This window comes from Sulfitobacter sp. HI0129 (assembly GCF_001635395.1).
Classification (GTDB): domain Bacteria; phylum Pseudomonadota; class Alphaproteobacteria; order Rhodobacterales; family Rhodobacteraceae; genus Sulfitobacter.
The window spans coordinates 1-26,853 of record NZ_LWGH01000776.1 but is presented as its reverse complement, the minus strand read 5'-3'; the positions used below and the strand labels follow the sequence as shown (position 1 = coordinate 26,853).

Genomic DNA, 26,853 nt, shown 5'->3' with positions numbered 1-26,853 from the left:
GGAGGCAACCCATCAACGCCTGCGCGCCGATGCAGCCCGGCTGGATCAACTCGCCAAAAAGGCGGGCCTGCAGCTTGCGGGGGGCACCGATCTGTTTCGCCTCTATGAAACGCCGGATGCCGCGCTTTGGCAGGAACGGCTGGCGAGGCACCAAATCTGGAGCCGGACGTTCAGCTACGCGCCCCAATGGCTGCGCCTCGGCCTACCCCCGGCTGATGGATGGGCCCGGCTGGAGCAGGCATTGGCATGAACACCGCGCTCATGCTGGTGCTGGCTCTGCTGCTGGATGCCCTTCTGGGGGAGCCGGAGTGGCTCTGGCGCAGATTTCCCCATCCCGCGGTGCTCATGGGGCGGGCGGTTGGCTGGTGCGACCGACGGTTCAACAAGGGGGAACATCGCTTTCTGCGCGGCACGCTTTGCATGGCCGCTCTCATGACTGCCGCGCTGGTACTCGGCCTGCTTCTCGGCCTGTTGGGTCCGGTTGTCGAAATCATTGTCGCGGCGATCCTGCTGGCGCACCGCTCGCTGGTCGATCACGTGCGCGCGGTGGCGTCCGGATTGCGCCTGTCGCTCGCTGAAGGGCGGCGTGCCGTGGCGCGGATCGTCAGCCGGGACACAGCCGATATGGATGCCTCCGCGGTCAGCCGCTCCGCCATCGAAAGCGCCGCCGAAAATCTCAGCGACGGGGTGATCGCCCCCGCTTTCTGGTTTCTGCTGGGGGGGCTTCCCGGCCTGCTGGTCTACAAGATCGTCAACACAGCCGACAGCATGATAGGATACCGGACCCCCCGGCATGAAAAATTCGGCAAGGCAGCAGCACGGGCGGACGACCTGCTGAACCTGATCCCGGCACGGCTTACGGCCATCCTCATCGCGCTGCCGGCGGGGCGGATCGGGCAATGGCGCGACATCGCGAAGGATGCGGGCCGACACCGCTCCCCCAATGCGGGCTGGCCGGAAGCCGCTATGGCCCGGGCCATAGGAGTGGCGCTCGCCGGTCCGCGGGCCTATAACGGCGAATTGCAGCAGTTCGCGTGGGTGCACGGATCGGGGGCGCGATCCATCGGACCCGGCGCGATCGACGCTGCCGTCGCGCGCCTTTGGCAGGCATGGGCGCTGACGCTGGGCGTTGCCCTCATCCTTGGCCTGTCGCTGAATTGAAAGGTTCTTATGCGCCCCTTCTTCTTTCTTGCCGCAGCCGTTGGCATTGCCATTTCCTCCCCCGTCATTGCCCAGACACCCTGCGGCGGCAGCTTTTCCGAATTCGTCGACGGGTTGAAGTTCGAAGCCGTCGAAAAGGGCCATGATCCTGCTAGGGTGGACCGTTTCTTCGCCGGGGTCCGGCAGGATCCCGCCGTGCTGCGGGCCGATCAGGCACAGGGCGTCTTTCAGAAGCCATTCATCGAATTTTCCCGCCGCCTCATTTCCAATGACCGGATCGAGCGCGGGCGCGCGAATGCCAGAAAGCATGATACAACCTTCGACCGGGTCGAAGAGGAGTTCGGCGTCGACCGGCACGTCATCCTCGCGTTCTGGGCTTTCGAGACGGACTACGGTGCGTTTCAGGGGGATTTCAACACCGCGAACGCGCTGGTGACGCTGGCCCATGATTGCCGCAGGCCCGAGCTTTTCCGCCCGCAGGTGCTGGCGGCTGTCGAACTCTATGAAAAGGGCAATTTCGACCCCGCCCGCACGACCGGCGCATGGGCCGGAGAGATCGGGATGGTCCAGATGCTGCCCCGCGATATCCTCGAAAACGGTGTGGACGGCGACGGTGACGGGAAGGTCTCGCTCAAGACTTCGCCGGCGGATGCGCTAATGTCCGGCGGCAAGATGCTGCAAAGCCTTGGCTGGCGCGCAGGCGAACCTTGGTTGACCGAGGTTTCAGTGCCGTCCGATTTCGACTGGTCGCTGACCGGGCTGGAAACGCAGATGCCGGTTTCTGAATGGGCCGCACTGGGGGTAAACGCGCGGAACGGCGCGTTGCCCGAGGGGCTGACAGCCTCCCTGCTGCTGCCGCAGGGACGCGGGGGGCCTGCCTTCCTCGCCTATCCCAATTTCCGGGTCTATTTCGACTGGAACCAGAGCTTCACCTACGTCATGACCGCAGCCTATTTCGCCACGCGGCTTGCTGGCGCGCCCGTTTATGACGCGGGCAACCCCGATCCGGGCCTCGATGGCGCGCAGATGAAGCGGTTGCAGACCACCCTAAAGGAACGGGGCTACGATGTCGGCGGTGTCGATGGTATTCTGGGGGCAGGTACCCGCGCCGCTGTCCGGGCCGAACAGAAGCGGCTGGGCCTCCCGGTGGACGGCTGGCCCACACCCGCGCTATTGAACAGTCTCTGAGGAAAGCTTTATGCCGCTGAAAAAATCATCCGCCGATATGGTCGCCGAAGCACGGTCTCGTATCAGGGAAATAGAAAGCAGCGAAGCAATCCCCATGCTGGATGATCCGGAGGTCGTTTTCGTGGACTTGCGCGATCCCAGAGAACGTGAACGCACCGGGCACATCCCCGGCGCGTTCCACTGCCCGCGCGGCATGCTGGAATTCTGGGTGGACCCGGACAGCCCCTATTTCAAAGAGGTCTTCGCACAGGACAAGACCTTTGTCTTTCACTGTGCGTCAGGCTGGCGGTCAGCTCTGTCTGTCGCCACCCTGCAGGACATGGGGTTCGACGCCGCCCACCTCAGCGATGGGTTCACCGGTTGGACAAAGGCGGGCGGCCCGGTAGAGGGCAAGCCCGACTAAACCCTGCGCGACTGGCCGCGAAGCAATATTAAGCTGCCCTGAAGCTGCGAAGGGTCACGCCACCAGCGTCTCCGCCTTTTTCAGGTCCACGGAAACCAGCTGGCTCACGCCCTGTTCGGCCATAGTGACACCGAACAGGCGATCCATCCGCGCCATGGTCACCGCATGGTGCGTGATGATCAAAAACCGCGTGTCCGTCTGTCGACACATCTCATCCAACAGGTCGCAGAACCGTGTGACGTTGGCATCGTCGAGCGGCGCGTCCACCTCGTCGAGCACGCAGATCGGCGCGGGGTTGGCAAGGAAGACGGCAAAGATCAGGGCCATCGCGGTCAGCGTCTGCTCTCCTCCGGAAAGAAGGCTGAGCGTGCTCAACTTCTTGCCCGGCGGCTGGCACATGATCTCGAGCCCCGCTTCCAGTGGATCGTCGGATTCGACCATGACAAGGTTCGCCTCCCCGCCGCCGAAGAGGTGACGAAACAGCATGGCGAAGTTGGAGTTGACCTGCTCGAAGGCGGTCAGCAGGCGCTCCCGCCCTTCCCGGTTCAGGCTCGCGATGCCACTGCGCAGGGTGCGGATGGCTTCCTCCAGATCCGCCTTTTCGTGGGCAAGACCGTCGTGCTCCTCCTGCACCTCGCGCGCGTCTTCTTCCGCGCGCAGGTTTACCGCGCCCAAAGCGTCCCGCTGCCGCTTGAGGCGGGCAACCTCGCCGTCCAGCACCTCGGCCCCGCCGATATCAGCGGGCGTCACGTTCAGTCGGGTCAGCAATTGGTTGGGTGTAACCTGCTGGTCGTCCGCGATCCGTTCGGCCGCCTGTGCGACCAGATCACGCGCGGCTTCCGCGCGTGCTTCGGACCGTGCGCGGGCCTCGCGCGCCTCCGAAGCCGCGCGTTCCGCATCACGTTCGGCCTGCGTCGTCTCGCGCAGCGCAGCTTCCGCCGCGGTCTGGGCCGCGCTCGCCGCCGCGGCCCGCGATTCCGCCCGCGCGATTTCAACGGCGATTGCCTCTTGCTGCGTGGCGATCTGTGCCGGGGCCGCCTGCGCCCCGGCCAATTCCTTCTCGGAGGCTGACTTGCGCTCCACCAGTTCGGCACTGCGTTTTTCGGCGGTCTCCAAGCGGTTACGCCAGCCGGTCAAGTCCTTGGTGACCTGCTGCAGACGGCGGGCACGCGCCTCGCCTTCGCGGCGGAGTTCATCATGGGCAGAGCGGTGGGAAATCATCGTAATGCGCGCGGCCTCGACGGTCATGCGAAGATCATCGACCGCCGTGCGCGCCTGTGCGACGTCGCCAAGTTCCGCGAGCGCGCGCTCCGCCTCCTGCACGCGCCCCCGTGCCGCCATCGCCTCTTCTTCGTGGCGGCGCACCGCAAGGCCAAGCGCTTCCAGCCGCCCTTCGGCAAGGTTGCGGTCCGACTCCGCCCGGCTAAGTGCGCGACCCGCGTCGGCCATCGCCCGATCTGCCGCGCGACGACGCTCACGTGCGGCCCGGTCTGCCTCCGTTTCCTCGGCCAACTGGCGCTGGAGCGCGGCATGGGCATCCTCCGCCGCGCCGGCCCGCTGGGTGGCCTGTTCCAGTGATTGCTTCAGAACTTCGAGGCGGTTGAGCTGTTGCAGGCGCAGGGCTGCCGCCGAAGGCGCATCCTCTGCCCAAGCGCGATAGCCGTCCCAACGCCAGAGGTCTCCTTCGAGCGACACGAGCCGCTGCCCCGGTGCAAGCGCGGCCTGCAGTGCCGAACCTTCATCAGGCTCCACGAGGCCGATCTGATCCATGCGCCGTACGAGGACATCGGGCACCGATACATGCCCCGAAAGCGGCGTCACCCCATGCGGCAAGGGATGTGCCTGCGCATAGGGCGGCAGGACCGTCCAGCCGGAGGGACCGTCGGCATCGACCTCGGGGCTGCGCAGATCGTCCGCCAAAGCCGCCCCGAGCGCCTTTTCGAACCCCTGTTCGACCTGCAACCGATCAAGGATCTGCCCCCCTTCGGCAGTATCGCGGGCCACCAGCTTTGCAAGGGCGGAAGCCTCCGCGCTCAACGCATTCATCTCACCCTCGGCGGCGGACCGCTCCGCGCGGGCATCCGCTTCGCGCAGCTGCGTGGCTGCACGCGCGTCTTCCGCAGCCGTGAGGGCTTCGTCCGCCTCGGCGGCAGCCTGTTTTGCAGCCGTCTCCTCGGTGCCCGCTCTTTCGAAATCCTGATGCGCCTTGTTCAGTTCGTCCCGGCTGCGGGCCACGGCGTCCTGTGCGCGCTGCGCGTCCGCTGCGGATTTCGCTTCGGTCTTGCGGCTATCCTCCAACAGACGTTCGGCAGAAGCGTGACGGGCAATAAGCCGCGCCGTCTCTTCCGTGCGCGCCGTCAGGTCCGCCTCCCGTTCCTGAAGCATGTCGGCGGCCTCTCGCGCGGTCTCGCTCGCAGCCTCCAACGCCGCATCATGTCCCTCGGCTGCAGCGGTCAGTTCGGCCTGTTCGCTGTCCAACCGCTCGATGGTCTCACCTGCGTCGCGGTTCAATCCACTTTCGCGTTCGATGTCCCGCGCAAGCTGGGTGATCCTTCCGGTCAGCGCCTCGATAGCCGCCCGCGCGCGCGCCTCCTGATCGGCGAGCGTGTCGCGCTGCACGTTCAGACGTTGCACCATCGCGGCTGCAATCGTGGTTTCCTCGCGCAGCGCTGGCAGGGCATCCTCGGCAGCCTGCCGTTCCTTGCCCGCCCGCGTCACGACGCCCTCCGCCGCGGCGGTCGAACTCACCCTTTCCCGCAGTTCCGCATCCGCCCTTGCCCGGGCATCATCCGCATCGTGCCAGCGCCGGTAAAGCAACATGCCTTCCGCGCGGCGCAATTGTTCGCCGATTTCCCGGTACCGCGCCGCCTGCTTTGCCTGTCGCGCCAGCTGTGCAAGCTGGGCGGCGAGCTGTTCGATCACGTCGTCGACCCGGGAAAGGTTCGTCTCCGCCGCGTTGAGCTTCAGTTCCGCCTCATGCCGCCGTTGGTAAAGTCCGGAGATACCTGCCGCTTCTTCGAGGATACGCCGCCGGTTCCGGGGCTTGGCGTTGATCAATTCCGCGATTTGCCCCTGCCTGACCAATGCCGGGCTATGGGCGCCCGTCGAGGCATCGGCAAACAGCATCTGCACGTCGCGCGCGCGCACGTCCTTTCCCCCCGCCTTGTAGGCACTGCCCACGTCCCGGGTGATCCGCCGCACGATTTCAAGCTGATCGTTGTCGTTGAAGCCCGCAGGGGCGAGCCTTTCGCTGTTGTCCACGTGCAGGGCGACTTCGGCGAAGTTGCGGGCGGGTCTGGTGGCGGCACCGGCAAAGATCACATCCTCCATCCCGCCGCCGCGCATGGCAGTGGGGCGGTTTTCCCCCATGACCCATCGCAGAGCTTCGAGCAGGTTCGACTTGCCGCAGCCATTGGGCCCGACGACGCCCGTCAGGCCATCCGCGATGATCAGGTCCGTGGGGTCCACGAAACTCTTGAAACCGGTCAGCCTGAGTTTTGAGAAACGCACCGCAAGAGGTTCCCTGATTCCCGCATTGATAGCCAAAATGCAGGTTCAGGCAGGGCCCCGTCAACCGCGAGACACCAAAGAGAGGGTAAACCGCCACCTTATCCACAAGATATTGCGGCAATCCGCTCAATCACAGTCCAGAAGGCCGGTCGCCAGCGCCTGATCTCCGCGAACCTCCCTTACCTCACACCCGCTGACCAGTGCCATCGCCCGCGCGGCGCGGCCTCGGATTGGGCCGAAGCGGGGGGCGTATTCCATGTTGATCCGCATGGCTTCCGCCAGTTCGTCGCGCACACGCACACCGAATGTTGAGCCATCGACCGTGACACGGGTCGCGGGAAGATCGCGGAAGTGCGGGCCGGGCATGTTGCACCCGGCCAGGAACAAGGCGAGTGGGAAGAGGAACAGCGATTTCATCTGTCCGAGATTGCCCCCGAAAGGCTTACCCTTCCGTTAACGCCAGAAGAGAGAGGCATGAAACCGTTTGCCGCTTTGGCGGGGTGGTCATATATCTTGTCCAATCTGGGGGGTTCATGCCGTTTCAACCTGTCATTCCCGAAAAGCTGGCGGATGCCGTCGTGCGCCAGGTGGAGGAGTTGATCCTCCGCGGGATCCTGCGGCCCGGTGAGCGGCTGCCTTCCGAACGCGATCTGGCATTGCGTCTGGGCGTGTCGCGCCCCTCCCTGCGGGAAGCGGTGATGCAGCTGCAGGATATCGGGTTGCTCACGACGCGCCCGGGGGCCGGGGTCTATGTCGCGGATGTTCTGGGAAACGCCTTTTCCCCGGCTCTCGTCGAACTTTTCGCACGTCACGACGAAGCCGCGTCCGACTACCTGTCTTTCCGGCGGGACATTGAAGGGCTCGCCGCGGAACGTGCGGCCCGGCTGGGGACCGACACGGATCTTCAGGTAATTCAGACGGTTTTCGACAAGATGCGCGCCGCCCACGCGAAGCGCAGCCCCGATGAAGAGGCCCGGCTCGATGCGCAGTTTCACATGGCCATCGTGGATGCCAGCCACAATGTCATCATGCTGCATATGATGCGTTCGATGTACGATCTGCTGCGCGAAGGTGTCTTTTACAACCGGCAGATCATGTTCCAGCAGCGGACCACCCGCGCCGCCCTTCTGGATCAGCACGGCGCGATCAATACGGCCCTGCAGGCCCGGGATCCCGGGGGCGCACGGGCGGCGGTGGAATCCCATCTCGACTTCGTGGGGCGCGCGCTGGCGGACGCGCAGAAGGCCGCGCGGCACGACGTGATCGCGCGTCAGCGGTTGCAACACGAACAACAGGGCGGGAAATGAAAAACCCCGGCGCATGGCCGGGGTTTTCTGACTTTCGAAGCGGTAGGCGCCTCAGTGCAGCTTGGCGTCGACCTGACGGATGGCATCGTCGATCAGCGCATTGCCTTCGGCGGCGGTCATCTGCTTGGCGATGACTTCCCGCGCTGCGGCAACGGCGATGGTAATCGCCTGATCGCGCACTTCCTTGACCGCGGCAGCCTGTGCCGAACCAATCTGGTCCTCGGCAGCCGCCATCCGACGCTCAAGCGATTTTGCCAGATCGGCGCGCGCCTTTTCTGCCGCCTTCTGTGCATCGTCCTTGGCCGCGGATACGATCCGGTCGGCCTGATCTTGCACTTCCTTCTGCTTGCGCTCGTAGCTGGCCAGCAGAGTCTGCGCCTCTTCGCGCAGGGCGCGGGCCTCTTCGAGCTCGCTCTTGATACCGTCCGCCCGCTTGTCGAGCATTCCGGCAAGCATCGTCGGAACCTTGAAGTAGATCAGGATCGCGATGAAGAGCAGGAACGCCAGCAGAACGATGAAATCGGTGTTCTTGAGCGAGAAAAAAACCTCGCCCGCCGCCAGAGCGGGGGATGCGACCAACCCGGCGAAAGTGGCTGAAAGAATGAGACGCATGGTTTACCCTTTCATCCGGCTATCGACCGCGGCGGAAACCGTTTGCGCGTCGGCTTTGCCGCCAAGTGCCGCGACCAGTTCCTGTGCGGTATCCTTTGCCACGGCGCGGACGTTATCCATCGCGCCGGCGCGGATTTCCGCGATGGCCTTTTCGGACTCCGCCGATTTCGCGGCTATTTCAGCATCGGCCTTGGCGATTGCGGCATCCAGATCGCTCTGGATTTCGGCCTTCGCCTCGGCGACGATACGGTTCGCTTCGGCACGGGCATCCACCAGCGCCTTGTCATAGGCAGCTTCGGCTTCGCTCGCCTTGACCTTCAGGTCTTCGGCAGCTGCGATGTCGTTGCTGATCGTGCCCTGACGTTCGGCCAGAACACCGCCGATACGTGGCAGGGCCACGCGCGACAGGATGAAATAAATCGCCAGCAGAGCCAGCAGAAGCCAGAAAATCTGGTTTCCCCAGGTCTCGAAGTTGAGCTGCGGCATGCCGGGTGCGTCGGCGGCCTGGGTAGCGACGCCCGTTGCATCGGCCAACCCGTCATGTGTCACTGTATCAGTTGCCATTTCGGCGTCTCCCTGGAAACTCTGCCGTTACTGTCGGGCAGGCCCGTAAAGCGCCCGCCCGTTCGTAAGGATGTCGGTTTCTAAGGCTTAGACAGCGAACATCAGCAGAAGCGCGACGAGGAACGCGAAGATCCCCAGGGCTTCCGCAAAGGCGATGCCGATGAACAGTGTGGCTGTCTGGCCGGTCGCTGCCGACGGGTTGCGCAGTGCGCCGGACAGGAAGTTGCCTGCAACTTGGCCAACACCGATAGCGGCGACGCCGGAACCGATTGCTGCCAGGCCTGCGCCGATGTGTGCGAGATCGCCTTCCATGTGAATTCTCCTTACGATTGGAAGTTGAGTAGGTGAGCGGTGAAAGTCGCCCGTGTCAGTGTGAGGGGTGCAGCGCGTCCTTGAGGTAAACACAGGTCAGGATCGTGAAGACATAGGCCTGAATGAAGGACACGAGAATTTCGAGTCCGTAGATCGCCGTGATCGCGACGACGGACAGGGGACTGATGACCGCAATAGCCGCAAAGCCAGCGAATACCTTGATCACCGCGTGGCCGGCCATGACGTTACCGGCAAGACGGATGGAGTGGCTGACAGGGCGCACGAAGTAGGAGATCAGCTCAATGATGGCGAGGATCGGGCGCAGCGCCAGCGGGGCGGAAGCCACCCAGAAAAGGCCAAGGAAAGCCGTGCCGTTCTTGACGAAGCCAAGGATCGTCACGGTCAGGAAGACCGCAAGCGCCAGTACCACCGTCACGGCAAAATGCGAAGTCGGCGTGAAGGAGGCGGGGATCAGACCGAGGAAATTCGCGGTAACGATGAACATGAACAGCGTCATGATGTAGGGGAAATACTTCAGCCCTTCCTTGCCGCAGATGTCTTCGACCATCTTGTGAATGAACCCGTAGGCCAGTTCAGCGACGGACTGCATCCGCGTCGGCACGATGGACCGCTTGGACGTGCCGAGCACGAGCAACGCGAATACGGCGACAACCGCCAGCGCCATCCATACGGCGGCATTGGTGATCGTGTACCATGCGACCCCGCCATCGCCGAAAAAGGGAAGAACCTCGAACTGGTCCATCGGGTGGAACTCCAGTCCGCCCTTTTCCTCAACCGCGCCGTCCGTAACCACTGTTGCCATTTCAGGCCCCTTCGTCTGTGCCGCCCCGGGGGGCTGCGATACCGTCGGCCTCTTCGGCCACTTTCTTTTCCTGTATCTCGCGTGCGGAACGAAGCATCGTCTTCACCCCGGCCGCGAGACCCAGCATGATGAACACAACCATGAAAATCGGCATCGTCCCGAAGAGGACATCAAGCCCATATCCAATGCCGAAACCGATCCCCAGACCGGCAACGAGTTCGATCACCATGCGCCAGGCCAGATTGGCCTGAGAATAATGTTCATCCTGACGGGGCTTTGGCGCGCCGCGCTTCTTCGCGGCGGCGATCCGGGCGTCGAGCTGCTGCATCTGCTGCTTTCGATCGCCGTCCGACACGCCTTTAGCCTCCCAGAATATGTTGCGCTGGTGCTACTCCGGCACCGCGCCGGAGTCAACGCAAGCTGATAGGCGGTCAACATGCTGACATAAATAGATAATTATAGAACCCGGTGTGCAGGCAGGCTGCGGCTAAACGCGCCAACGCCGTCGATCAGCCCGTTATCCATATTCAACCTATCGGTTGACGATAGGTCCGGGCCGGGGCACTGCGGTACCATGGCTCACTCCCTCGATACCGTTTTCGCGGCCCTTGCAGATCCGACCCGGCGCCGGATCCTCGGCATGCTGCTTGAAGACGACATGGCGGTGACCGACGTGGCCGAACCGTTCGAGATGTCGCTTGCGGCGATATCGAAACACCTCACGGTGCTGACGGCGGCGGGGCTCATTTCTCAGGAAAAGAGGGGGCGGGTCAAATGGTGTCGGCTGGAGCCGGACGCCCTGCGCGACGCCTCGGTCTGGATGCAGGGCTTCGGACAGTTCGAACCGGTCAATCTGGATGCGTTCGAGCGGTTTCTCGAAAGCGAACTGCCGGGAGGCGAAAAAGGGCCGTCAGAGTGAAGCGCCCGCGCGACCGTCTCGCCGCGCGGCGCCACCGTCGGATATCAGAATACGAAGCTTACGATAGCCAGAACAATGACCACGAGACCGACGATATAGATGATATTACGCATTTCGACTTCCTTTGACTTTACCTCGACCTCAACGTGTCCGGGCAGGTCCCGGTTCCCGGAATTCTTGCACAACCCGCGGATCATCGTCGCGCAGTAGCAGCACAAGGGCCAGAACAGTCAGACCGATACCGCCCAGCACGATCAAGCCCGGTGCATCGTTCCCCAGCGCGATTTCCCAGACGATCACCCAACTCGGCGTAAGGTATGTGTAGGCCATGACCTTCGCGGACGGCAGCCGAAGCGTGGCGAACTGCAGCAGAACGATCGTCACGGCAGAGGCGAAAACCGACACGTAGATCAGCGCGACCCAGACCCGCATGGGCAAAGCGGACCAGTCGGTAGCCCTGATCTCTCCCCAGCCATAAACCGTGAGGATCAGCGCCCCGGCCAGCAATGTGCCCAGCGCGAATACCGCAGGCCCCTCGCCCCGGTTCAAGCGCCGAACCATCGGCGTATAGAGCGCATGGCTGACACAGCCGAGGAAATAGATCGCCTCACCCCGGCCCACGTCGAGCGCCACAAACGCCGCGATCTGCCCGCGAAAGATCACCCATAGCGCCCCGACCGCCCCGATCCCCAGTGCCAGCGCCATGCGCCGTGTCAGGATCTGGCGCAGCAGAATATAGGCAAAGCCGGCGGCCATCGCGGGTACGAGGGTAAAGACCGCCGCCGCACTCACCGGCGGCGCGGTCTTCAGCCCTTCGAACATCAGCACGAAATAGACGGCAAAAAGACCGCCGAGCACCCCGTACCGCCAGGGCGCTTCGCTGGCTTTTCCCAGCGCGCTCTTTCGCCCGCCCCCACGGCCCGCCGCGACAAGCAGCCCCACCAGCATCGCTGCCAGCCAGAACCGGACGGCGGTGAAGGCCACCGGCGAAATGTCGTTCGCCATGATCGCCCCGAGCGAGAAGGAGCCCGCCACGAGGGCCGAAAAGGCCAGCATCGCCAGATGGCCCTGCATCTGCGTATTCACCCGCCGCCCTCCTGCCGGTGCCGCTTGAGGAACCTGAGCAGCGCCTGCACCTTCGTCGTGCGATGCAGGTCAACATGCGTGACCAGCCACAGCGGTGCGCTCCATTCAGTGCGGGGGCCGTATATCTCCACCAGCGACGGATCGGCCCGGCCTTCGGGTGCCACCATGAAACCGATGCCAGCGCCCGCGCGGACGGCAGCATTCGTGGCTTCGGTATCGCTCGCACGGAAGGTAATCGCCTCTGTCGGCACGTTCGCGCGCAACCATTTCTCGAAAGGCGCGCGGCTGTCGGCATCGTCGCCCGCCACGAAACGATGCCGCGCATGATCTTCCGGCCCCGTGGGAATGCCGTGTTCGGCGACATAATCCTTGTTGGCAAATGCGGCGATCTCGACATTCCTGAAGTGCTGGACGACGTTATCCGGCTCTTCCGGGGCGCTGCCCGCCCGGATGGCGAGATGCGCCTCGCCGTATTCGAGCCGGAAGAGCCGCTCTCCCGTCAGGTAACGCAGGATGACACCGGGATGGGCGCGCTGGAACGCAGCGAGAGCGGGCACCACCCAAGGTACGATCGACGCGAGCGAGGTCACAACGATTTCGCCCGCGACCTCTGTTCCGCGACCTTTCAGCTTGGCTGCGAGCTGGTTGAACTGGTCGTCGGTTGCGCGGGCGACCTGCAACAGGTCCAATCCCGCCTCGGTCGGCGTATAGCCGCGCGCATGGCGCTGGAACAGCTTGACGCCCAGCCGCCGCTCCAGCGCGTCGATATGCCGGATGACCGTGGCGTGATGCACGCCCAGATGTTCAGCCGCCCCGCTGACGGTGCCGATCCGGGCGACCTGAAAAGCGGTTCTGATCTCGTCCCAGTTGTCCAACGGCTAACCTGTGCATGAATGAACATGATGCTGATCATTCTGATCGTTGTGTTTGCCGATGCAAGAACCATTTTGGCTAACAACAGACAACAGCACCCATTGAAAGGAACCTTACATGGCCATTCTTCGCATCGACTCCTCCGCCAATACCGAGACATCCGTTACCCGGGATCTCACGGACAAGATCGTGGAGCAGTTGGGCGATTCCGACGTCACCGTCCGGGACCTCGCGCGCACTCCCCTGCCCCAGATCACGAACACGTGGCAGCAGGCCAACTTCGCCCCGGCGGAAGGCCGCAGCGACGAACAGAAAGAGGCGCTCAAGCAATCCGATGAACTGATCGCGGAACTGCGTGCCGCCGATACCATCGTGCTCGGCGCGCCTGTCTATAACTTCACCGTGCCCGCATCGCTCAAGGCATGGATCGACCTTGTGGCGCGGGCAGGCGAAACCTTCCGCTATACCGAGAATGGCCCCGAAGGCCTGTTGGAAGGCAAGCGCGCGATCGTCGCCATGGCCTCCGGCGGAACGCCAATCGGGTCCGACATGGACTTCAACACCGGCTACCTGAAATTCATTCTCGGCTTCATGGGCATCACGGATGTGACCTTCGTCGCCGCCGACGCGCTGGCACAGGACGCCGAAGGCACCGTGGCCAAGGCGCATGAACAGATTGGCGAACTCAAGGCCGCCGCCTGACATCCGCTTTAGGCGGGGCGAAGCTCCCGCTGATACAGTTCCGTTTGACGGCCCCGGCGCGCCTGCGTCGGGGCCGTTGACTCTTGATGCCTGCTTGCGTATGGCAACCCGACTTCCGGGAGCATCGCCTTCCGGTCCCCGCCCGGCGCGGGGATCGCCCCCCACCAGCGTGTTACGCCCGTGGGGGCGAAACCAGTTGGTTTCGTCTCTTCGGCACGGGCCGGGGGCGGGTTTGCGACACAACGCGATCCTTCCTAGATAGGTTGGGTCGCAACCGACCAGAGGGGGCATAGGCCCATGTTCGAGAACCTGAGCGAACGCCTGTCCGGCGTATTCGACCGCCTCACCAAGCAGGGCGCCCTGTCCGAAGAGGACGTGAAAACCGCATTGCGCGAAGTGCGGGTCGCCCTGCTGGAAGCCGACGTTTCGCTGCCCGTGGCGCGCGATTTCGTGAAAGCGGTGCAGGATCAGGCCACCGGGCAGGCGGTGACCAAATCGATCACGCCGGGCCAGCAGGTCGTCAAGATCGTGCACGACGCACTGATTGATACCTTGACCGGCGAAGGCGAACCCGGCGCCCTGAAGATCGACAATCCGCCAGCGCCGATCCTGATGGTCGGCCTGCAAGGTGGCGGCAAGACGACGACAACGGCGAAACTGGCCAAGCGGTTGAAAGACCGCGACGGCAAGCGCGTGCTGATGGCCTCGCTCGACGTGAACCGCCCCGCTGCCATGGAACAGCTCGCCATTCTCGGGCAGCAGATCGGCGTTGATACGCTGCCCATCGTAAAAGGCGAAGACCCAGTGGCCATCGCCAAACGCGCCAAGACGCAGGCGGGGCTGGGCGGTTACGACGTCTACATGCTCGATACCGCGGGCCGCCTGTCGATCGACGAAGAGTTGATGGCGCAGGTCGAAGCGGTCCGCGATGTCGCCAATCCGCGCGAAACGCTGCTGGTAGTGGACGGACTCACCGGTCAGGACGCGGTGCATACCGCGCAGAACTTCGATGAGCGCATCGGCATCTCCGGCGTGGTCCTGACCCGGATGGACGGCGACGGCCGCGGCGGTGCTGCGCTGTCCATGCGGGCCGTGACGGGCAAACCGATCAAATTCGTCGGTCTGGGCGAGAAGATGGATGCGCTCGAAACCTTCGAGCCCGAGCGCATCGCGGGCCGTATCCTCGGCATGGGCGACATCGTCGCACTGGTCGAAAAGGCACAGCAGACGATCGAGGCCGAACAGGCCGAGAAGATGATGAAGCGCATGGCCAAGGGTCAGTTCAACATGAACGACCTGAAAATGCAGCTTGAACAGATGATCAAGATGGGCGGCATGCAGGGCATGATGGGCATGATGCCCGGCATGGGCAAAATGGCCAAACAGGTCGAGGACGCGGGCTTCGACGACAAGATACTCAAGCATCAGATCGCCCTGATCCAGTCCATGACCAAGAAGGAGCGCGCCAATCCGCAGCTTCTTCAGGCAAGCCGCAAGAAGCGTATCGCCAAGGGGGCGGGGCTTGAGGTCTCCGAACTCAACAAGCTGATGAAGATGCACCGCCAGATGTCCGACATGATGAAGAAGATGGGCAAGATGGGTAAAGGCGGCATGCTCAAGCAGGCGATGAAGGGCATGATGGGCAAGGGCGGCATGGACCCGTCCCAGATGGACCCGAAGGCATTGGAAGCCGCGGCCAAGCAGATGGGCGGCAAGCTACCCGGCGGGCTTGGCGGTATGGGCGGCGGCATGGGCCTGCCCCCCGGCCTTTCGGGGTTCGGGAAGAAGAAGTGACACGCGCGGTCGTGGATATCCCGGTCATCAAGACCGAGCGCCTGATCCTGCGCGCCCCGCGCGAGGCGGATTTCGAGGCCTTCGCGGCCTTCGGCGCGTCTGACCGCGCCCAATGGATAGGTGGCCCTTACTCGCGGCCCCGGGCGTGGGGCGGTTTCCTTGCTACACTCGGTCATTGGATGCTGCGCGGCTATGGCATGTGGATGCTCGAAGAGCGCGAGACCGGTGCGACCGCGGGCCGCGTCGGCATGATCTTTAACGAAGGTTGGGATGAGCCCGAACTCGGCTGGCATGTCTTTGACGGGTTCGAAGGCCGCGGCCTCGCCTTTGAGGCCGCCTGCGCGGCACGCAGCCATGCGGCTACCAACCAGGGTCTCGATGGGGTGATCAGCTATATCGCGCCGGACAACACCCGATCACGCGCATTGGCGGCCCGGCTGGGCGCGGTGCACGAAGGCGACGGCACCCTGCATGGCCAGCCCGTGGAAATCCACCGCCACCCCAAGGAGGCCGCATGACCGATCCTGTGACCCGCGCCGCCGAGCTGCTCAAAGGCCACCGCGCCAGTATCGACCGGCTGGACGCGATCCTCGTCTATACCCTGGGTGAGCGGTTCAAGCACACGCAGGCCGTCGGCAAGCTCAAGGCCCAACACGACCTTCCCCCGTCCGATCCCAGCCGCGAAGCGGCCCAGATCGCGCGGCTCGAAGATTTGGCGAAGGAGGCCGATCTGGACCCCGAATTCGCCAAGAAGTTCCTGAACTTCATCATCGCTGAAGTCATTCAGCACCACAAATCTCAGCAACAAGACACCTAAGGATATCTACCATGGCAATGAAAATTCGTCTCGCCCGCGGCGGCTCCAAAAAGCGCCCCTTCTACCGGATCGTCGCCACCGACAGCCGCATGCCGCGTGATGGCCGCTTCATCGAGAAGCTGGGCACATATAACCCGCTCCTGCCGAAGGACAGCGAAGACCGCGTGAAGATGGACGTCGAGAAAATCCAGGAATGGATTTCCAAGGGCGCCCAGCCGACCGACCGCGTTGCACGCATGCTGGAAGCTGCCGGCGTTCGTGAAAAGACCGAGCGCAACAACCCCAACCGCGCCAAGCCCGGCAAGAAGGCGCAGGAACGCGCCGAAGAGAAAGCCGCCAAGAAGGCCGCTGCCGAGGAAGCCGCAGCGGCACCCGCTGCTGACGACTCCGCGGAATAAGACCAAAAGGCCCGGCATGGAGCGGTTCTCGAAAGACTTCCGTGCCGGGCTGCACGACCTGATGCGCTGGCGGCGCGACGTGCGCCATTTCCGCAAGGATCCGGTGGACCCGGCCCTGCTGGATGTCTGCCTTGACGCGTTCAACCTTGCCCCCTCCGTAGGATTGTCCGAACCGTGGCGCATCGTGAAGGTGCGCTCGCAATCCGCGCGGGATGCAGCACTCGCCAATTTCCTCGATGCCAATACCAAGGCGCTTTCGGGCTATGAGGGGGAGCGCGCGGAACGCTATGCCTCGCTTAAACTCGCCGGTCTGCGGGACGCGCCCGAACATCTCGCCGTTTTTTGCGATGACGCGACCACCAAGGGCCACGGGCTGGGGGCCGCCACCATGCCCGAGATGCGGCGCTATTCCGTTGTGGGGGCGATCAATTTGATGTGGTTGACCGCCCGCGCCCATGGTCTGGGACTGGGCTGGGTCTCGATCCTCGATCCCGACCGGCTGACAGCGGATCTTGACCTGCCGGAAGACTGGAAACTGATCGGTTATCTTTGCCTTGGCTGGCCACAGGATGTATCCCTGACCCCGGAACTTGAAACCAAGGGATGGGAGACGCGCGCCCCCGCCCTGCGGATCGAGGAGCGATGATATTGCGGATGGGCATAATGATCATGGTAATGGCGGTCGGCTTCTTCATGGGCGTCCTCTTCGAACGCTCGCTCATGCGGGGCGAATGCAGCGCGGGCGAAGGCCAGTGGACCGGCACGATCTGCGTGGGCTCGGAGCTTTTGCAATGACGGACAGGGTGTGCGTGGGGGCCATCGCCGGCGCCTATGGGGTGCGGGGCGAAGTGCGCGTGAAGAGCTTCTGCGCCAATCCGGAGGATATCGAAACCTACAGCCCCCTCACGGATGCGGCAGGAGCGCGCAGCTTTGCCCTGGCCATCCTGCGCCCCATCAAGAACGGCTTCGCCGCCCGTATCGCCGAAGTGTCGACCAAGGAAGAGGCGGACGCGTTGCGCGGCGTCGACCTCTATGCAGCACGGGGCGATCTGCCATCGCTTCCGGACGATGAATTCTACCACGCCGATCTCATCGGGCTGGAGGTATACGACACCGGCGGCACCCTCATCGGCAAAGTCCGGACGGTGCAGAACCACGGCGCGGACGATCTGCTCGAACTCCAGCTGGCCGGAAGCTCCGCCACGGTCTACCTGCCCTTTACCCGCAGCGCCGTCCCTACCGTGGACCTTTCGGCAGGGCGCATCATCGCCGATCCGCCGCTGGGTGTCCTGCCCGGGCCGGACGAGGACTGATGCCGCGCCGGATCATCCTGCATGCGGGCTTTCACAAGACCGGAACGAAGACGGTGCAGGCGATCCTGCGAACGAACCGCGCCACGCTCAAACAGCATGTGGCGATCCGCCTGCGCGCCCAGATGCGCGACCTTCTGCATGCGACACGGGGATATTCCACCTGGCGCGATCCACTGACGATGATCAAGGTCGAAGACCGCTTTGCCGCCCTGCTCGACGATCTGCCCGGCATGCCGCGCCGCAGCCTGATCCTATCGGCGGAGGAGCTTTGCGGCCATCTGCCGGGCCGGGGCGATCTCTCCGATTACGGGGCGGCACCCGAACTGCTTTATGTTCTGCGCGACATCGCGGCGCGGCGTTTCCCCGCGGCTGACATCATGATCTATCTGACGACACGCGACGCCGCGGAATGGCGCGCCTCCGCCTATTGGGAACACGTCAAAAGCTCTGACATGACCATGGATTACGAGCGCTTTGCCGAACTATACCCGCAAGCTCCCGCGCTGGATGACATGGCAGCCGAAATCGCGAGCCGTGTTCCCTGCCCCGTTCACGTGACCCGGCTGGAAGACTGCGCCGATGACCCGTTGGGACCGGCGGGTGATTTGCTGCGGCTGTGCGACTTGCCTGATGAACTGATCGCGGCCGTCGAACCGGTGGCACCTCAGAACAAGCGCCCCGATGCGGATACCCTGCAGGAACTGCTGCGCATCAATCGGCGGATCGAGGACTCGGAAGACCGGCGTGCCGCGAAGAAAGCGCTTCTGCAGGGGGCTGCCCAATGACCGCCATGAACCGCTCCCACGGGCGCAAGAGCGTGGCGGCGAACGCAAAGCCGCGGGATCTGATGGCGGAAACCGCCCTGCCCCGCGATGTCTGGCACGCGCAGGTTGTCACGCTCTTCCCCGAGGCGTTTCCCGGCACACTCGGCCTCAGCCTCACCGGGCGCGCCCTGTCGGATGGGCTGTGGGGACTGCATACCATCGATTTGCGCGAACACGGGGTCGGGCGGCACCGGAACGTGGATGACACCCCGGCGGGCGGGGGCGCGGGCATGGTCATGCGCGCCGATGTCGTGGGCGCCGCCCTGCAGGAAGCCGGAAGCCGCGCGTCTGGGCGCTGGCCTGTGCTCTATATGTCGCCGCGCGGGCGGCGCTTCGATCAGGGGATGGCCCGTGATTTGGCGGCGGCGCAGGGGGCCACGATGCTCTGCGGGCGCTTCGAGGGCGTGGACGAACGTGTGCTGGAGCATTTCGGCGTAACCGAGGTCAGCCTGGGTGATTTCGTGATGACCGGCGGCGAACTGGCCGCTCAGGCCATGATCGATGCAACCGTCCGGCTTCTTCCCGGCGTTTTGGGCAACGCCGAAAGCACGGTCGAGGAAAGCCACTCCGCAGGCCTTCTGGAACATCCGCAATATACCCGCCCCGCCGTCTGGGAAGGCCGAGAGATTCCACCCGTGCTGACATCCGGCAACCATGCCGAGGTTGCGCGCTGGCGCCGCGCCCGGGCCGAGGAACTGACCCGGGAGCGGCGCCCTGACCTTTGGGAACGCCACGGAAAGGACACCCCCGAAGGCTGACTGCCCCTCCTTGGTCTGCATGCCCTTGACCATCTTCAACACCTGACGACGCGGCAGCATCGGAATGATCCAGTCGACCGCGATTTTCAGCTTCGGATCGTTCACGGTGACCAGCTTTTCCTTCATCATCGCGTCGTAGCCATGGCGGGCGACGCTTTCTGCGCTGGCACCCCCGCCCTTGACCAGATCGGTGCCGTTCAGATCGCTGCGGTCTGCAAATTCGGTTTCGACGTAACCGGGGGCGAGCACCGTGCAATTGACGCCCTTGGGGCGCATTTCATGGTCGATGGCCTGACTGAAGGATTTGACGAAAGCCTTCGTCGCAAAATATGTGGCCTGCATCGGACCGGGCATGAAGCCAGCGGTGGACCCGACATTCAGGATGTGCCCGCCGCCGCCTGCGACCATATCCTGCCCGAACCGGTGGGTCAGTTCGACCAGCGCCTTCACGTTGAGGTCGATCATCGCCAGTTCGTCTTCAAGCGGGCGGTCAAGATGCGCGCCATGCCCGCCGAAACCCGCGTTGTTGATGAGGATATCCACGTCCAGCCCTGCGGCTTTCACCGCGTCATAGAGCTTTTTGGCACCTCCCGCCGCCCCGAGGTCGAGCGCGAAGACATGGGCGTCCACCCCGTGGCGCTCTTCGATCTCGGCCTTGAGGCTTTCCAGCGCCTCCTCGCGCCGTGCGGTCAGAATAACCGCCCCGCCCTTGGAGGCGTGATAGCGGGCGAATTCACGTCCGATGCCGGAGGAGGCACCGGTGACGAGCGCGGTTCCGGGGGTCTTGCGTACCATGGAGATCTCCTTTCGATCTTTGCGACCCGACGTAATGCGCCGCGCCTGAGGCACAATGCCCCTTTCCGGCCAACGCCACGTCAGGCGCCCGAAGCGTCTGCCAAGACTCCTCTTGATCGCCACGGCGTTCCTGCCTATAGAGCGCCGATCCGGAGTCGCACGTCGCCTCCGGTGCTTTCCGCTGTGCGCGGATCGAGAACAAGCAAGGACGACGATACCTTCGGCGGGCCCCCACGGGTGGCACCGACAGTACCCGAAGCTCTGGGTCGCGCAATAACTTCGTGGAACACCACGAGCAATTCAAGGAGTAGGTCAGATGAACCTGATCGCAGAGATCGAGGCGGAACAAATCGCCGAACTGGGCAAGGAAATTCCTGATTTCCGCGCCGGAGACACCGTACGCGTCGGCTTCAAGGTTACCGAAGGCACACGCACACGGGTACAGAATTACGAAGGCGTCTGCATCGCGCGCAACAACGGCCACGGCATCGCCGGCTCGTTCACCGTTCGCAAGATCAGCTTTGGCGAAGGCGTGGAGCGGGTCTTCCCCCTGCATTCGACCAATATCGACAGCATCACCGTCGTGCGCCGCGGTCGTGTGCGCCGTGCGAAGCTGTACTACCTGCGCAGCCGCCGGGGCAAATCCGCCCGCATCACCGAGAACGCAAACTACAAGCCCAAAGCGGCTGCCGACGCGAAAGGATAAGCCCGATGAAAGCCGATACACATCCCGAATACCACATGATCGACGTCAAGATGACCGACGGCACCGTCGTGAAGATGAAGTCGACATGGGGCAAGGAAGGCGACCAGCTGTCGCTGGATATCGATCCTTCGGTGCACCCGGCCTGGACCGGCGGCACCTCCCGCTTGATGGACACCGGCGGTCGCGTTTCGAAGTTCAAGAGCAAGTACGCCGGCCTCGGCTTCTGAACCGCACCGACCTGAAGAATGCGCAGGCGTCGCCCCACCGGGCGGCGCCTGTTTCGGTTTGAGGCCACGGTGGAGTCTGGACCCCGGCTCAAAACGTGACAAATGCGCCCCCACCGCGTCAATTCACGGGCTGGGGCGCTTTTCAAAATGACAGCCGCAACATAGAGTTGCCGATAAAGAGCGCCCGCGGATCAACCGCGGGTCACCAAGGGACAAACTATGGCGCATATCATCGTCGTCGGGAACGAAAAGGGCGGTGCAGGCAAATCGACCGTTTCCATGCATGTGGCGACCGCCCTCGCCCGGATGGGGCACAAGATCAGTGCGCTTGATCTCGACCTGCGGCAGCGAACCTTCGGGCGCTACATCGAAAACCGGAAAAGCTTCCTCGCCAGCGCCAACCTCGACCTGCCCAGTCCGACCTTATGCGAACTGCCCGAGATCGCGCCGGAAACCCTGCGGCCGGGTGAAAACATCTACGATCACCGGCTCAGTGCCGCCGTGGCATCGATGGAACCTTCCAACGATTTCATCCTGATCGATTGCCCCGGTTCGCACACCCGTCTCAGCCAGGTGGCACATTCGCTGGCCGACACGCTGATCACACCACTGAACGACAGCTTCGTGGATTTCGATCTGCTGGCCCATACCGATAGCGCAGGCGAGAAGATCACCGGGCCTTCGGTCTATTCCGAAATGGTCTGGAATGCGCGTCAACTGCGGGCACAGGCCGGGCTGGCGGCAATCGACTGGATCGTCGTGCGCAACCGGATGGGGGCGCAGCGGATGGTCAACAAGGAAAAGATGGAACGCGCCCTTGCGAACCTCAGCAAGCGCATCGGCTTTCGCGTGGCGCCCGGCTTCAACGAACGTGTCATTTTTCGGGAGCTTTTTCCGCGCGGCCTGACGCTGCTGGACCTGCTCGATATCGGGGTCAAACAGCTCAACATCTCCAACGTGGCAGCACGGCAGGAACTGCGCGACCTGATGAAGGCGCTCGATCTGCCCGGCGTCACCGTGGATTTCTGAACGGCCCCGGCGCCGCTGTAGCCCTCCTGCGCCTTTCACGGCGCAATGCCACGATGTTCGATACCAGCAAGGCCCCGATCACGATCATGCCTCCCAATACCGCGTGGGCGCCCGGATTTTCGTCTATCACCATCCACGCCAACAGAGGGGCGAGGACGGATTCCAGCAGCACCAGCAACCCCACTTCCGCCGAGGTAATATAGCGCGGCCCCTGCGCCAGCAGCACCGAACTGGCGAGGATGAAGCCCGCGTGCGCCAAGACCAGCGCCACCTGCCCCGATGGTACGGAAAAGGGCGCCGCAAAGGGCAGGACCGCCACTGCTCCCAGCAGATAGCCAACCGCGACACCCGGAACCATGGATGTGTTCCGCACACGCCGGGCCGCCGTGAGGGCGGCGGCAAAACAGGCCGAGACGCCCAGCGCCAACAGATCGCCCTTCAGGCTGGCCCCTTCCGTTTCGCCGGATCCATAAGCGATCACGGCAAGCCCCGGCAGAACAGCGGCACAGGTCATCATCATGCGCGGGCTGAACCGCTCACCCAGAAACACCTTGCTGAAAATCGCGGCAAAGACGGGCAGTGAGGCGATGATGAATACCACGTTCGCGACCGAGGTCAGGCTGACCGCCACGACAAAGAAAACCCCGCTCGCTCCCACTCCAGCGACGTAGATCACGCCGTAACGACCGGTCCGGGATAGCGCGGCAAAGGGGGTCGCCCCCTTGCGCAGCAATAGCCAGACCGCCGTACCGCCACCGGCAAGGAGCAAACGCCAGAAGGCGATCGTAAGCGCATCCGCGTCAATCAGACGTACGAAGAGGGAGTCGGGAACGACGAATAGCACCCCGAAAAATGTGATGATCAATCCGCGCAACTGGTCCGACATGTCCCAGCGGTGCCCCGAAGCGGGTGCCGTGTAAAGCCCTGCCAAACCCTTGTTAGTTACAAAACCAACTATTACACCGATCTCAACCGACGGGAGGTTGCACCATGAACACCCTTGATACCCGACTGAAAGAAGCCCAGGCACCCGGCGACGGGGCGACCCTGAACAGAGGCTACATGTCCGGCTTCGGCAACGATTTCGAAACCGAGGCGCTGCCCGGCGCCCTGCCTCAGGGCATGAACAGCCCCCAGAAATGCAACTATGGCCTCTATGGCGAACAGCTATCGGGAACGGCTTTCACCGCGCCTTCACACGCCAACGAAAGGACGTGGTGCTACCGCATCAGACCGTCTGTCCATCATTCCCATCGCTACGAAAGGATCGAGCTGCCCTATTGGAAATCCGCGCCCCACATGCCGCAGGATGTCACCAGCCTAGGGCAATATCGCTGGGATCCGGTACCCCATAGCGAAGAGGAACTGACATGGCTCACCGGCATGCGCACCATGACGACGGCGGGGGACGTGAACACGCAGGTCGGCATGGCCAGCCATATCTACCTCGTGACCGCCTCGATGGAGGACGCCTATTTCTATTCCGCCGACAGCGAGTTGCTGATCGTGCCGCAGGAAGGCCGCCTGCGCTTTTGCACTGAACTGGGCGTGATGGAGATTGCCCCGCAGGAAATCGCGATCATTCCGCGCGGCCTTGTTTATCGGGTGGAGGTCATCGAAGGACCGGCCCGGGGTTTCGTCTGTGAGAACTACGGCCAGAAATTCCACCTGCCCGCCCGCGGCCCCATCGGGGCCAACTGCATGGCGAACCGGCGCGATTTCAAGACGCCTGTCGCCGCCTTCGAAGACCGCGAGGTCCCGTCAACCGTCACCATCAAATGGTGCGGGCAGTTCCACCGGACACGTATCGGTCATTCGCCGCTGGACGTGGTCGCGTGGCACGGAAACTACGCCCCGGTGAAATACGACCTCAACACCTACTGCCCGGTCGGTGCGGTTCTCTTCGACCACCCGGATCCGTCGATCTTCACCGTGCTGACCGCCCCCTCGGGCGTCGAAGGCACCGCTAACATCGATTTCGTCCTTTTCCGAGACCGCTGGATGGTGGCGGAGGATACCTTCCGCCCGCCATGGTACCACAAGAACGTCATGTCCGAACTGATGGGGAACATCTACGGCCAGTACGATGCCAAGCCCAAGGGCTTCGTCCCCGGCGGCATGTCCCTGCACAACATGATGTTGCCCCACGGGCCGGACAAGACCGCGTTTGAGGGCGCGTCCAATGCAGAGCTCGCACCGCAGAAACTGGCCGATACGATGTCCTTCATGTTCGAAACCCGCTTTCCGCAGCACCTCACGGAATTCGCCGCGCGCGAGGCGCCCCTGCAGGATGACTACATCGATTGCTGGGAAAGTCTGGAAAAGAAATTCGACGGCACACCGGGCAAGAAATGAACGCCGCCCTCGCCCTGATGCAAAGGCAAGAAAAACGATGACATTACTCCCGTCCTGGGTGGAAAGCGCCAACAGCACCGATACCGATTTTCCGCTCAACAACCTGCCCTACGGGGTCTTTTCCACCAACAGCCTCGAACCGCGGTGCGGGGTGGCCATCGGCGATATGGTGCTGGACATGGCAGCACTGGAAGAAGACGGGTTGATCAGCCTGGGCGATGAGCCGGTGTTCGACGTGCCCTGCTGGAACGACGTGATGGAGCTTGGCCCCTCCCGCTGGGCCGCGCTCCGCGAGCGGCTGACCGAACTGCTTGCCGCCGACGCCCCCGAACAGGCCCAGGTCGCCGGTCACCTCATCTCGATGTCCGAAGTACGCTTGCACCTGCCCTTCGTGGTCAGCGAATTCACCGATTTCTATGCAGGTCGACACCATGCCACAAACGTCGGCACGATGTTCCGCGGGGCCGAAAACGCCCTGCCCCCCAACTGGCTGCACATGCCGATCGGTTACAACGGGCGCGCCTCTACGGTGGTGGTGTCCGGCACGGATATCCGCAGGCCCAACGGCCAGATCAAGGGGCCGGATGAAAGCCCCTCCTTCGGCCCCTCCCAGCGCCTCGATTTCGAGCTTGAGCTGGGCGCCGTCGTCGGCACGTCGACTGAAATGGGCCAGCCCCTCACCGTCGCGGAAGCGGATGAAATGATCTTTGGCTACGTTCTGCTGAACGATTGGTCCGCGCGGGACATACAGGCGTGGGAGTACCAGCCGCTCGGTCCGTTTCAGGCAAAGGCCTTCGCCACCTCCATCAGCCCCTGGATCGTATCGCGCCACGCGCTGGAGCCCTTTCGCGCCCCGACACCCGACCGGGAACGCGCCCTGCTCCCCTACCTGCAGGAACCCAGCCCCATGATCTATAACATCGAACTGAGCGTGATCCTGCAGCCCGAAGGCGGGGAGCAGGAAGTGATCGCGCGCACGAACTACGACCAGATGTATTACTCCGCCGCCCAGCAACTTGCGCATCACGCGTCCTCGGGCTGTGCGATGAACGCGGGCGACCTGCTCGGCTCCGGCACGGTGTCCGGGCCGGAGGAGGATGCACGCGGCTGCCTGCTGGAGTTGTCCTGGGGCGGAAAGACCCCGGTGAAACTGCAGAACGGGGAAACCCGCAGCTTCCTCGAAGACGGCGATACGCTCATCCTGACCGGTCATGCCTCCGGCGACGGCTACCGGATCGGTTTCGGCGCCTGCGCAGGCGCCGTCCTGCCCGCGCTCGACTGGCCCTGAGCCGATACAGGTCGCTCGACGGTCATTTCCAAATGGCCCAAAATCCCCGCCGGAGGCTCCCTACGACTCTTCCGGCACCGACATTCGAAAGGTTTAACAATGGCTGCCAAATTCGCCTCCCAAGCCGACCTCACTGAAAAGAAAATCTCCTTCACCGAAGTAGGCGAAGGTCTTTACGCCTTCACCGCAGAAGGCGATCCAAATTCCGGCGTCATTATCGGGGATGACAGCGTCATGATCGTAGAGGCGCAGGCAACCCCGCGGCTTGCGGGCAAGGTGATCGATTGCGTTCGTTCGGTCACCGACAAGCCGATCAGCCATCTCGTGCTGACGCATTATCACGCTGTGCGGGTATTGGGGGCCTCGGCCTACAATGCCCATCAGATCATCATGTCGGACCGTGCGCGGTCCATGGTGGCGGAACGTGGTCAGCAGGATTGGGACAGCGAATTCGAACGCTTCCCGCGGCTTTTCGAAGGCCATGAAAGCATTCCCGGCCTCACGTGGCCCACAACGACATTCGAGGGGCGTATGTCCGTCTACCTTGGCAGGCGCCGCGTCGACATTATGCAACTGGGCCGCGCCCATACAGCGGGCGATGCGGTCATCCATGTGCCGGACGAAAACGTGATGTTCACCGGCGATATCGTCGAATACCACTCTGCCTGCTATTGCGGGGACGGTCACTTTGGCGACTGGCCCGCGACGCTGGAACGCATCCGTGCCTTCGACCTTGACGCCATCGCCCCCGGGCGCGGCGATGCGCTTGTCGGTCGCGATCAGGTCAACGCCGCCATCGACTCCACGGCCGACTTCATCCGCTCCACCTATCGGCCTGCCGCGCGGGTGGCACTGCGGGGCGGCTCGCTCAAACAAGCCTACGACGCGGTGCGCGCCGAATGCGATCCGAAGTTCGGTGATTACGCCATCTACGAACACTGCCTGCCCTTCAACGTCGCACGTGCCTATGACGAAGCCCAAGGCATCGACACGCCCCGCATTTGGACGGCAGAACGTGACCGCGAGATGTGGGCCTCCCTTCAGGACTAACCGGAACGGGGAGGTGTGAGAGATGACCGACCGGTACCC

At 63.5% G+C, this 26,853-nt stretch carries 31 protein-coding genes and 2 pseudogenes; 22 read left to right on the top strand and 11 right to left on the bottom strand.

Features of this window, described 5'->3' with window-relative positions; translation table 11 throughout:
• The 4 genes and pseudogenes from A3764_RS25375 to A3764_RS18965 all read left to right on the top strand — a co-directional run.
• Window positions 1–250: pseudogene (locus tag A3764_RS25375) on the top strand (threonine-phosphate decarboxylase); the annotation flags it as partial.
• Window positions 247–1,161 carry an adenosylcobinamide-phosphate synthase CbiB gene (gene cbiB, locus A3764_RS18975; protein ID WP_067923081.1) on the top strand — a complete coding sequence of 305 codons (915 nt, stop codon included), beginning with the start codon at window positions 247–249 and terminating at the stop codon, window positions 1,159–1,161. The pseudogene A3764_RS25375 and the gene cbiB, both read left to right, overlap by 4 nt.
• 9 nt (window positions 1,162–1,170) lie before the next feature.
• Entirely contained in the window at window positions 1,171–2,349 is a 1,179-nt protein-coding gene (locus A3764_RS18970) for a lytic murein transglycosylase (RefSeq protein ID WP_067923079.1), read from the top strand.
• Window positions 2,350–2,359: 10 nt separating this feature from the next.
• Window positions 2,360–2,752, top strand: a complete 393-nt coding sequence (locus A3764_RS18965) for a rhodanese-like domain-containing protein (RefSeq protein ID WP_067923076.1) — start codon at window positions 2,360–2,362, stop codon at window positions 2,750–2,752.
• Between the two features lie 54 nt (window positions 2,753–2,806).
• On the opposite strand, the gene A3764_RS18960 is transcribed toward A3764_RS18965, so the two are convergent.
• A complete protein-coding gene (locus A3764_RS18960; protein ID WP_067923127.1) occupies window positions 2,807–6,262 on the bottom strand; it encodes a chromosome segregation SMC family protein in 3,456 nt (1,151 codons plus the stop codon).
• 126 nt (window positions 6,263–6,388) lie between these two features.
• Complete coding sequence (locus tag A3764_RS18955) at window positions 6,389–6,679, bottom strand: hypothetical protein (protein WP_067923073.1); 291 nt, start codon at window positions 6,677–6,679, stop codon at window positions 6,389–6,391.
• 116 nt (window positions 6,680–6,795) lie between these two features.
• On the opposite strand from A3764_RS18955, the gene A3764_RS18950 reads away from it, so the two are divergent.
• Window positions 6,796–7,569: a FadR/GntR family transcriptional regulator gene (locus A3764_RS18950; protein WP_067923124.1), complete on the top strand. Its 774-nt coding sequence runs from the start codon at window positions 6,796–6,798 to the stop codon at window positions 7,567–7,569.
• A 51-nt stretch (window positions 7,570–7,620) separates the two neighbouring features.
• Here the strand turns inward: A3764_RS18950 and A3764_RS18945 are convergent, their stop codons facing one another.
• From A3764_RS18945 to A3764_RS18925, 5 genes are all read right to left on the bottom strand, one after another.
• Entirely contained in the window at window positions 7,621–8,181 is a 561-nt protein-coding gene (locus A3764_RS18945) for a F0F1 ATP synthase subunit B (RefSeq protein WP_067951951.1), read from the bottom strand.
• Window positions 8,182–8,184: 3 nt separating this feature from the next.
• Entirely contained in the window at window positions 8,185–8,745 is a 561-nt protein-coding gene (locus A3764_RS18940; RefSeq protein WP_067923067.1) for a F0F1 ATP synthase subunit B', read from the bottom strand.
• Between the two features lie 87 nt (window positions 8,746–8,832).
• Window positions 8,833–9,057, bottom strand: coding sequence for a F0F1 ATP synthase subunit C (locus A3764_RS18935; protein ID WP_067923064.1), 225 nt, complete (start codon window positions 9,055–9,057; stop codon window positions 8,833–8,835).
• 55 nt (window positions 9,058–9,112) lie between these two features.
• On the bottom strand, window positions 9,113–9,880 hold the full coding sequence (locus A3764_RS18930; protein WP_067923061.1) for a F0F1 ATP synthase subunit A: 768 nt from the start codon (window positions 9,878–9,880) through the stop codon (window positions 9,113–9,115).
• A gap of 1 nt (window position 9,881) precedes the next feature.
• The gene (locus A3764_RS18925) at window positions 9,882–10,208 is read right to left on the bottom strand and encodes an AtpZ/AtpI family protein (protein ID WP_443069059.1); all 327 of its coding nucleotides are present in this window, start codon (window positions 10,206–10,208) and stop codon (window positions 9,882–9,884) included.
• A 246-nt stretch (window positions 10,209–10,454) separates the two neighbouring features.
• Here A3764_RS18925 and A3764_RS18920 point away from each other — a divergent pair, with 246 nt between their 5' ends.
• Window positions 10,455–10,799 (top strand): ArsR/SmtB family transcription factor, encoded by a 345-nt coding sequence (locus A3764_RS18920; RefSeq protein ID WP_067923054.1) that lies wholly within the window; start codon window positions 10,455–10,457, stop codon window positions 10,797–10,799.
• Window positions 10,800–10,940: 141 nt separating this feature from the next.
• Here the strand turns inward: A3764_RS18920 and A3764_RS18915 are convergent, their stop codons facing one another.
• On the bottom strand, window positions 10,941–11,885 hold the full coding sequence (locus A3764_RS18915; protein ID WP_067923051.1) for a DMT family transporter: 945 nt from the start codon (window positions 11,883–11,885) through the stop codon (window positions 10,941–10,943).
• Window positions 11,882–12,760 (bottom strand): LysR family transcriptional regulator, encoded by an 879-nt coding sequence (locus A3764_RS18910; RefSeq protein WP_067923048.1) that lies wholly within the window; start codon window positions 12,758–12,760, stop codon window positions 11,882–11,884. The genes A3764_RS18915 and A3764_RS18910 overlap by 4 nt, the downstream gene beginning before the upstream one ends.
• A 115-nt stretch (window positions 12,761–12,875) precedes the next feature.
• Between A3764_RS18910 and A3764_RS18905 the strand changes: the two genes are divergently transcribed.
• From A3764_RS18905 to trmD, 10 genes are all read left to right on the top strand, one after another.
• Window positions 12,876–13,460, top strand: coding sequence for an FMN-dependent NADH-azoreductase (locus tag A3764_RS18905; RefSeq protein ID WP_067923045.1), 585 nt, complete (start codon window positions 12,876–12,878; stop codon window positions 13,458–13,460).
• A gap of 297 nt (window positions 13,461–13,757) precedes the next feature.
• Window positions 13,758–15,254 (top strand): signal recognition particle protein, encoded by a 1,497-nt coding sequence (gene ffh, locus A3764_RS18900; RefSeq protein ID WP_067923042.1) that lies wholly within the window; start codon window positions 13,758–13,760, stop codon window positions 15,252–15,254.
• A complete protein-coding gene (locus A3764_RS18895; protein ID WP_067923039.1) occupies window positions 15,251–15,772 on the top strand; it encodes a GNAT family N-acetyltransferase in 522 nt (173 codons plus the stop codon). Before ffh ends, A3764_RS18895 begins: the two co-directional genes overlap by 4 nt.
• Window positions 15,769–16,071, top strand: a complete 303-nt coding sequence (locus A3764_RS18890; RefSeq protein WP_067923036.1) for a chorismate mutase — start codon at window positions 15,769–15,771, stop codon at window positions 16,069–16,071. Before A3764_RS18895 ends, A3764_RS18890 begins: the two co-directional genes overlap by 4 nt.
• Before the next feature lie 11 nt (window positions 16,072–16,082).
• Complete coding sequence (rpsP, locus tag A3764_RS18885) at window positions 16,083–16,469, top strand: 30S ribosomal protein S16 (protein WP_067923033.1); 387 nt, start codon at window positions 16,083–16,085, stop codon at window positions 16,467–16,469.
• 16 nt (window positions 16,470–16,485) lie between these two features.
• Window positions 16,486–17,115: a 5,6-dimethylbenzimidazole synthase gene (gene bluB / locus A3764_RS18880; RefSeq protein ID WP_067923031.1), complete on the top strand. Its 630-nt coding sequence runs from the start codon at window positions 16,486–16,488 to the stop codon at window positions 17,113–17,115.
• Window positions 17,116–17,123: 8 nt separating this feature from the next.
• Complete coding sequence (locus A3764_RS25370; protein ID WP_201722128.1) at window positions 17,124–17,264, top strand: hypothetical protein; 141 nt, start codon at window positions 17,124–17,126, stop codon at window positions 17,262–17,264.
• A complete protein-coding gene (gene rimM, locus A3764_RS18875; protein ID WP_067923028.1) occupies window positions 17,261–17,782 on the top strand; it encodes a ribosome maturation factor RimM in 522 nt (173 codons plus the stop codon). The genes A3764_RS25370 and rimM overlap by 4 nt, the downstream gene beginning before the upstream one ends.
• Entirely contained in the window at window positions 17,782–18,567 is a 786-nt protein-coding gene (locus tag A3764_RS18870) for a hypothetical protein (RefSeq protein WP_067923025.1), read from the top strand. The genes rimM and A3764_RS18870 overlap by 1 nt, the downstream gene beginning before the upstream one ends.
• Window positions 18,564–19,364, top strand: coding sequence for a tRNA (guanosine(37)-N1)-methyltransferase TrmD (trmD, locus tag A3764_RS18865; protein WP_067923022.1), 801 nt, complete (start codon window positions 18,564–18,566; stop codon window positions 19,362–19,364). The genes A3764_RS18870 and trmD overlap by 4 nt, the downstream gene beginning before the upstream one ends.
• Before the next feature lie 219 nt (window positions 19,365–19,583).
• Here trmD and A3764_RS24215 read toward each other — a convergent pair.
• Window positions 19,584–20,159, bottom strand: a pseudogene (locus A3764_RS24215) (SDR family NAD(P)-dependent oxidoreductase); the annotation flags it as partial.
• 316 nt (window positions 20,160–20,475) lie between these two features.
• On the opposite strand from A3764_RS24215, the gene rplS reads away from it, so the two are divergent.
• The 3 genes from rplS (at window position 20,476) to A3764_RS18850 (ending at window position 22,121) form a co-directional block, all read left to right on the top strand.
• A complete protein-coding gene (rplS, locus tag A3764_RS18860) occupies window positions 20,476–20,865 on the top strand; it encodes a 50S ribosomal protein L19 (RefSeq protein WP_067923018.1) in 390 nt (129 codons plus the stop codon).
• A 5-nt stretch (window positions 20,866–20,870) separates the two neighbouring features.
• Window positions 20,871–21,092: a 50S ribosomal protein L31 gene (rpmE, locus tag A3764_RS18855; protein ID WP_067923015.1), complete on the top strand. Its 222-nt coding sequence runs from the start codon at window positions 20,871–20,873 to the stop codon at window positions 21,090–21,092.
• Window positions 21,093–21,311: 219 nt separating this feature from the next.
• The gene (locus A3764_RS18850) at window positions 21,312–22,121 is read left to right on the top strand and encodes a division plane positioning ATPase MipZ (protein WP_067923005.1); all 810 of its coding nucleotides are present in this window, start codon (window positions 21,312–21,314) and stop codon (window positions 22,119–22,121) included.
• Here the strand turns inward: A3764_RS18850 and A3764_RS18845 are convergent.
• On the bottom strand, window positions 22,105–23,007 hold the full coding sequence (locus A3764_RS18845) for a DMT family transporter (RefSeq protein ID WP_067923002.1): 903 nt from the start codon (window positions 23,005–23,007) through the stop codon (window positions 22,105–22,107). The genes A3764_RS18850 and A3764_RS18845 overlap by 17 nt on opposite strands.
• Window positions 23,008–23,111: 104 nt before the next feature.
• On the opposite strand from A3764_RS18845, the gene hmgA reads away from it, so the two are divergent.
• The 3 genes from hmgA (at window position 23,112) to A3764_RS18830 (ending at window position 26,814) form a co-directional block, all read left to right on the top strand.
• A complete protein-coding gene (gene hmgA, locus A3764_RS18840; protein ID WP_067923000.1) occupies window positions 23,112–24,476 on the top strand; it encodes a homogentisate 1,2-dioxygenase in 1,365 nt (454 codons plus the stop codon).
• Window positions 24,477–24,513: 37 nt separating this feature from the next.
• Window positions 24,514–25,764 (top strand): fumarylacetoacetase, encoded by a 1,251-nt coding sequence (fahA, locus tag A3764_RS18835; protein ID WP_067922997.1) that lies wholly within the window; start codon window positions 24,514–24,516, stop codon window positions 25,762–25,764.
• 99 nt (window positions 25,765–25,863) lie between these two features.
• Window positions 25,864–26,814, top strand: a complete 951-nt coding sequence (locus tag A3764_RS18830; protein WP_067922994.1) for an MBL fold metallo-hydrolase — start codon at window positions 25,864–25,866, stop codon at window positions 26,812–26,814.
• Window positions 26,815–26,853 lie beyond the last annotated feature (39 nt).

Excerpts from the sequence above, each read along its gene's own strand:
- cbiB (WP_067923081.1), top strand. The coding sequence starts at position 247 with ATGAACACCGCGCTCATGCTGGTGCTGGCTCTGCTGCTGGATGCCCTT.
- A3764_RS18970 (WP_067923079.1), top strand. The coding sequence starts at position 1,171 with ATGCGCCCCTTCTTCTTTCTTGCCGCAGCCGTTGGCATTGCCATTTCC.
- A3764_RS18965 (WP_067923076.1), top strand. The coding sequence starts at position 2,360 with ATGCCGCTGAAAAAATCATCCGCCGATATGGTCGCCGAAGCACGGTCT.
- A3764_RS18955 (WP_067923073.1), bottom strand. The coding sequence starts at position 6,679 with ATGAAATCGCTGTTCCTCTTCCCACTCGCCTTGTTCCTGGCCGGGTGC.
- A3764_RS18950 (WP_067923124.1), top strand. The coding sequence starts at position 6,796 with ATGCCGTTTCAACCTGTCATTCCCGAAAAGCTGGCGGATGCCGTCGTG.
- A3764_RS18945 (WP_067951951.1), bottom strand. The coding sequence starts at position 8,181 with ATGCGTCTCATTCTTTCAGCCACTTTCGCCGGGTTGGTCGCATCCCCC.
- A3764_RS18940 (WP_067923067.1), bottom strand. The coding sequence starts at position 8,745 with ATGGCAACTGATACAGTGACACATGACGGGTTGGCCGATGCAACGGGC.
- A3764_RS18935 (WP_067923064.1), bottom strand. The coding sequence starts at position 9,057 with ATGGAAGGCGATCTCGCACACATCGGCGCAGGCCTGGCAGCAATCGGT.
- A3764_RS18930 (WP_067923061.1), bottom strand. The coding sequence starts at position 9,880 with ATGGCAACAGTGGTTACGGACGGCGCGGTTGAGGAAAAGGGCGGACTG.
- A3764_RS18925 (WP_443069059.1), bottom strand. The coding sequence starts at position 10,208 with ATGCAGCAGCTCGACGCCCGGATCGCCGCCGCGAAGAAGCGCGGCGCG.
- A3764_RS18920 (WP_067923054.1), top strand. The coding sequence starts at position 10,455 with ATGGCTCACTCCCTCGATACCGTTTTCGCGGCCCTTGCAGATCCGACC.
- A3764_RS18905 (WP_067923045.1), top strand. The coding sequence starts at position 12,876 with ATGGCCATTCTTCGCATCGACTCCTCCGCCAATACCGAGACATCCGTT.
- ffh (WP_067923042.1), top strand. The coding sequence starts at position 13,758 with ATGTTCGAGAACCTGAGCGAACGCCTGTCCGGCGTATTCGACCGCCTC.
- A3764_RS18890 (WP_067923036.1), top strand. The coding sequence starts at position 15,769 with ATGACCGATCCTGTGACCCGCGCCGCCGAGCTGCTCAAAGGCCACCGC.
- rpsP (WP_067923033.1), top strand. The coding sequence starts at position 16,083 with ATGGCAATGAAAATTCGTCTCGCCCGCGGCGGCTCCAAAAAGCGCCCC.
- bluB (WP_067923031.1), top strand. The coding sequence starts at position 16,486 with ATGGAGCGGTTCTCGAAAGACTTCCGTGCCGGGCTGCACGACCTGATG.
- A3764_RS25370 (WP_201722128.1), top strand. The coding sequence starts at position 17,124 with ATGGGCATAATGATCATGGTAATGGCGGTCGGCTTCTTCATGGGCGTC.
- rimM (WP_067923028.1), top strand. The coding sequence starts at position 17,261 with ATGACGGACAGGGTGTGCGTGGGGGCCATCGCCGGCGCCTATGGGGTG.
- A3764_RS18870 (WP_067923025.1), top strand. The coding sequence starts at position 17,782 with ATGCCGCGCCGGATCATCCTGCATGCGGGCTTTCACAAGACCGGAACG.
- trmD (WP_067923022.1), top strand. The coding sequence starts at position 18,564 with ATGACCGCCATGAACCGCTCCCACGGGCGCAAGAGCGTGGCGGCGAAC.
- rplS (WP_067923018.1), top strand. The coding sequence starts at position 20,476 with ATGAACCTGATCGCAGAGATCGAGGCGGAACAAATCGCCGAACTGGGC.
- rpmE (WP_067923015.1), top strand. The coding sequence starts at position 20,871 with ATGAAAGCCGATACACATCCCGAATACCACATGATCGACGTCAAGATG.
- A3764_RS18850 (WP_067923005.1), top strand. The coding sequence starts at position 21,312 with ATGGCGCATATCATCGTCGTCGGGAACGAAAAGGGCGGTGCAGGCAAA.
- A3764_RS18845 (WP_067923002.1), bottom strand. The coding sequence starts at position 23,007 with ATGTCGGACCAGTTGCGCGGATTGATCATCACATTTTTCGGGGTGCTA.
- hmgA (WP_067923000.1), top strand. The coding sequence starts at position 23,112 with ATGAACACCCTTGATACCCGACTGAAAGAAGCCCAGGCACCCGGCGAC.
- fahA (WP_067922997.1), top strand. The coding sequence starts at position 24,514 with ATGACATTACTCCCGTCCTGGGTGGAAAGCGCCAACAGCACCGATACC.
- A3764_RS18830 (WP_067922994.1), top strand. The coding sequence starts at position 25,864 with ATGGCTGCCAAATTCGCCTCCCAAGCCGACCTCACTGAAAAGAAAATC.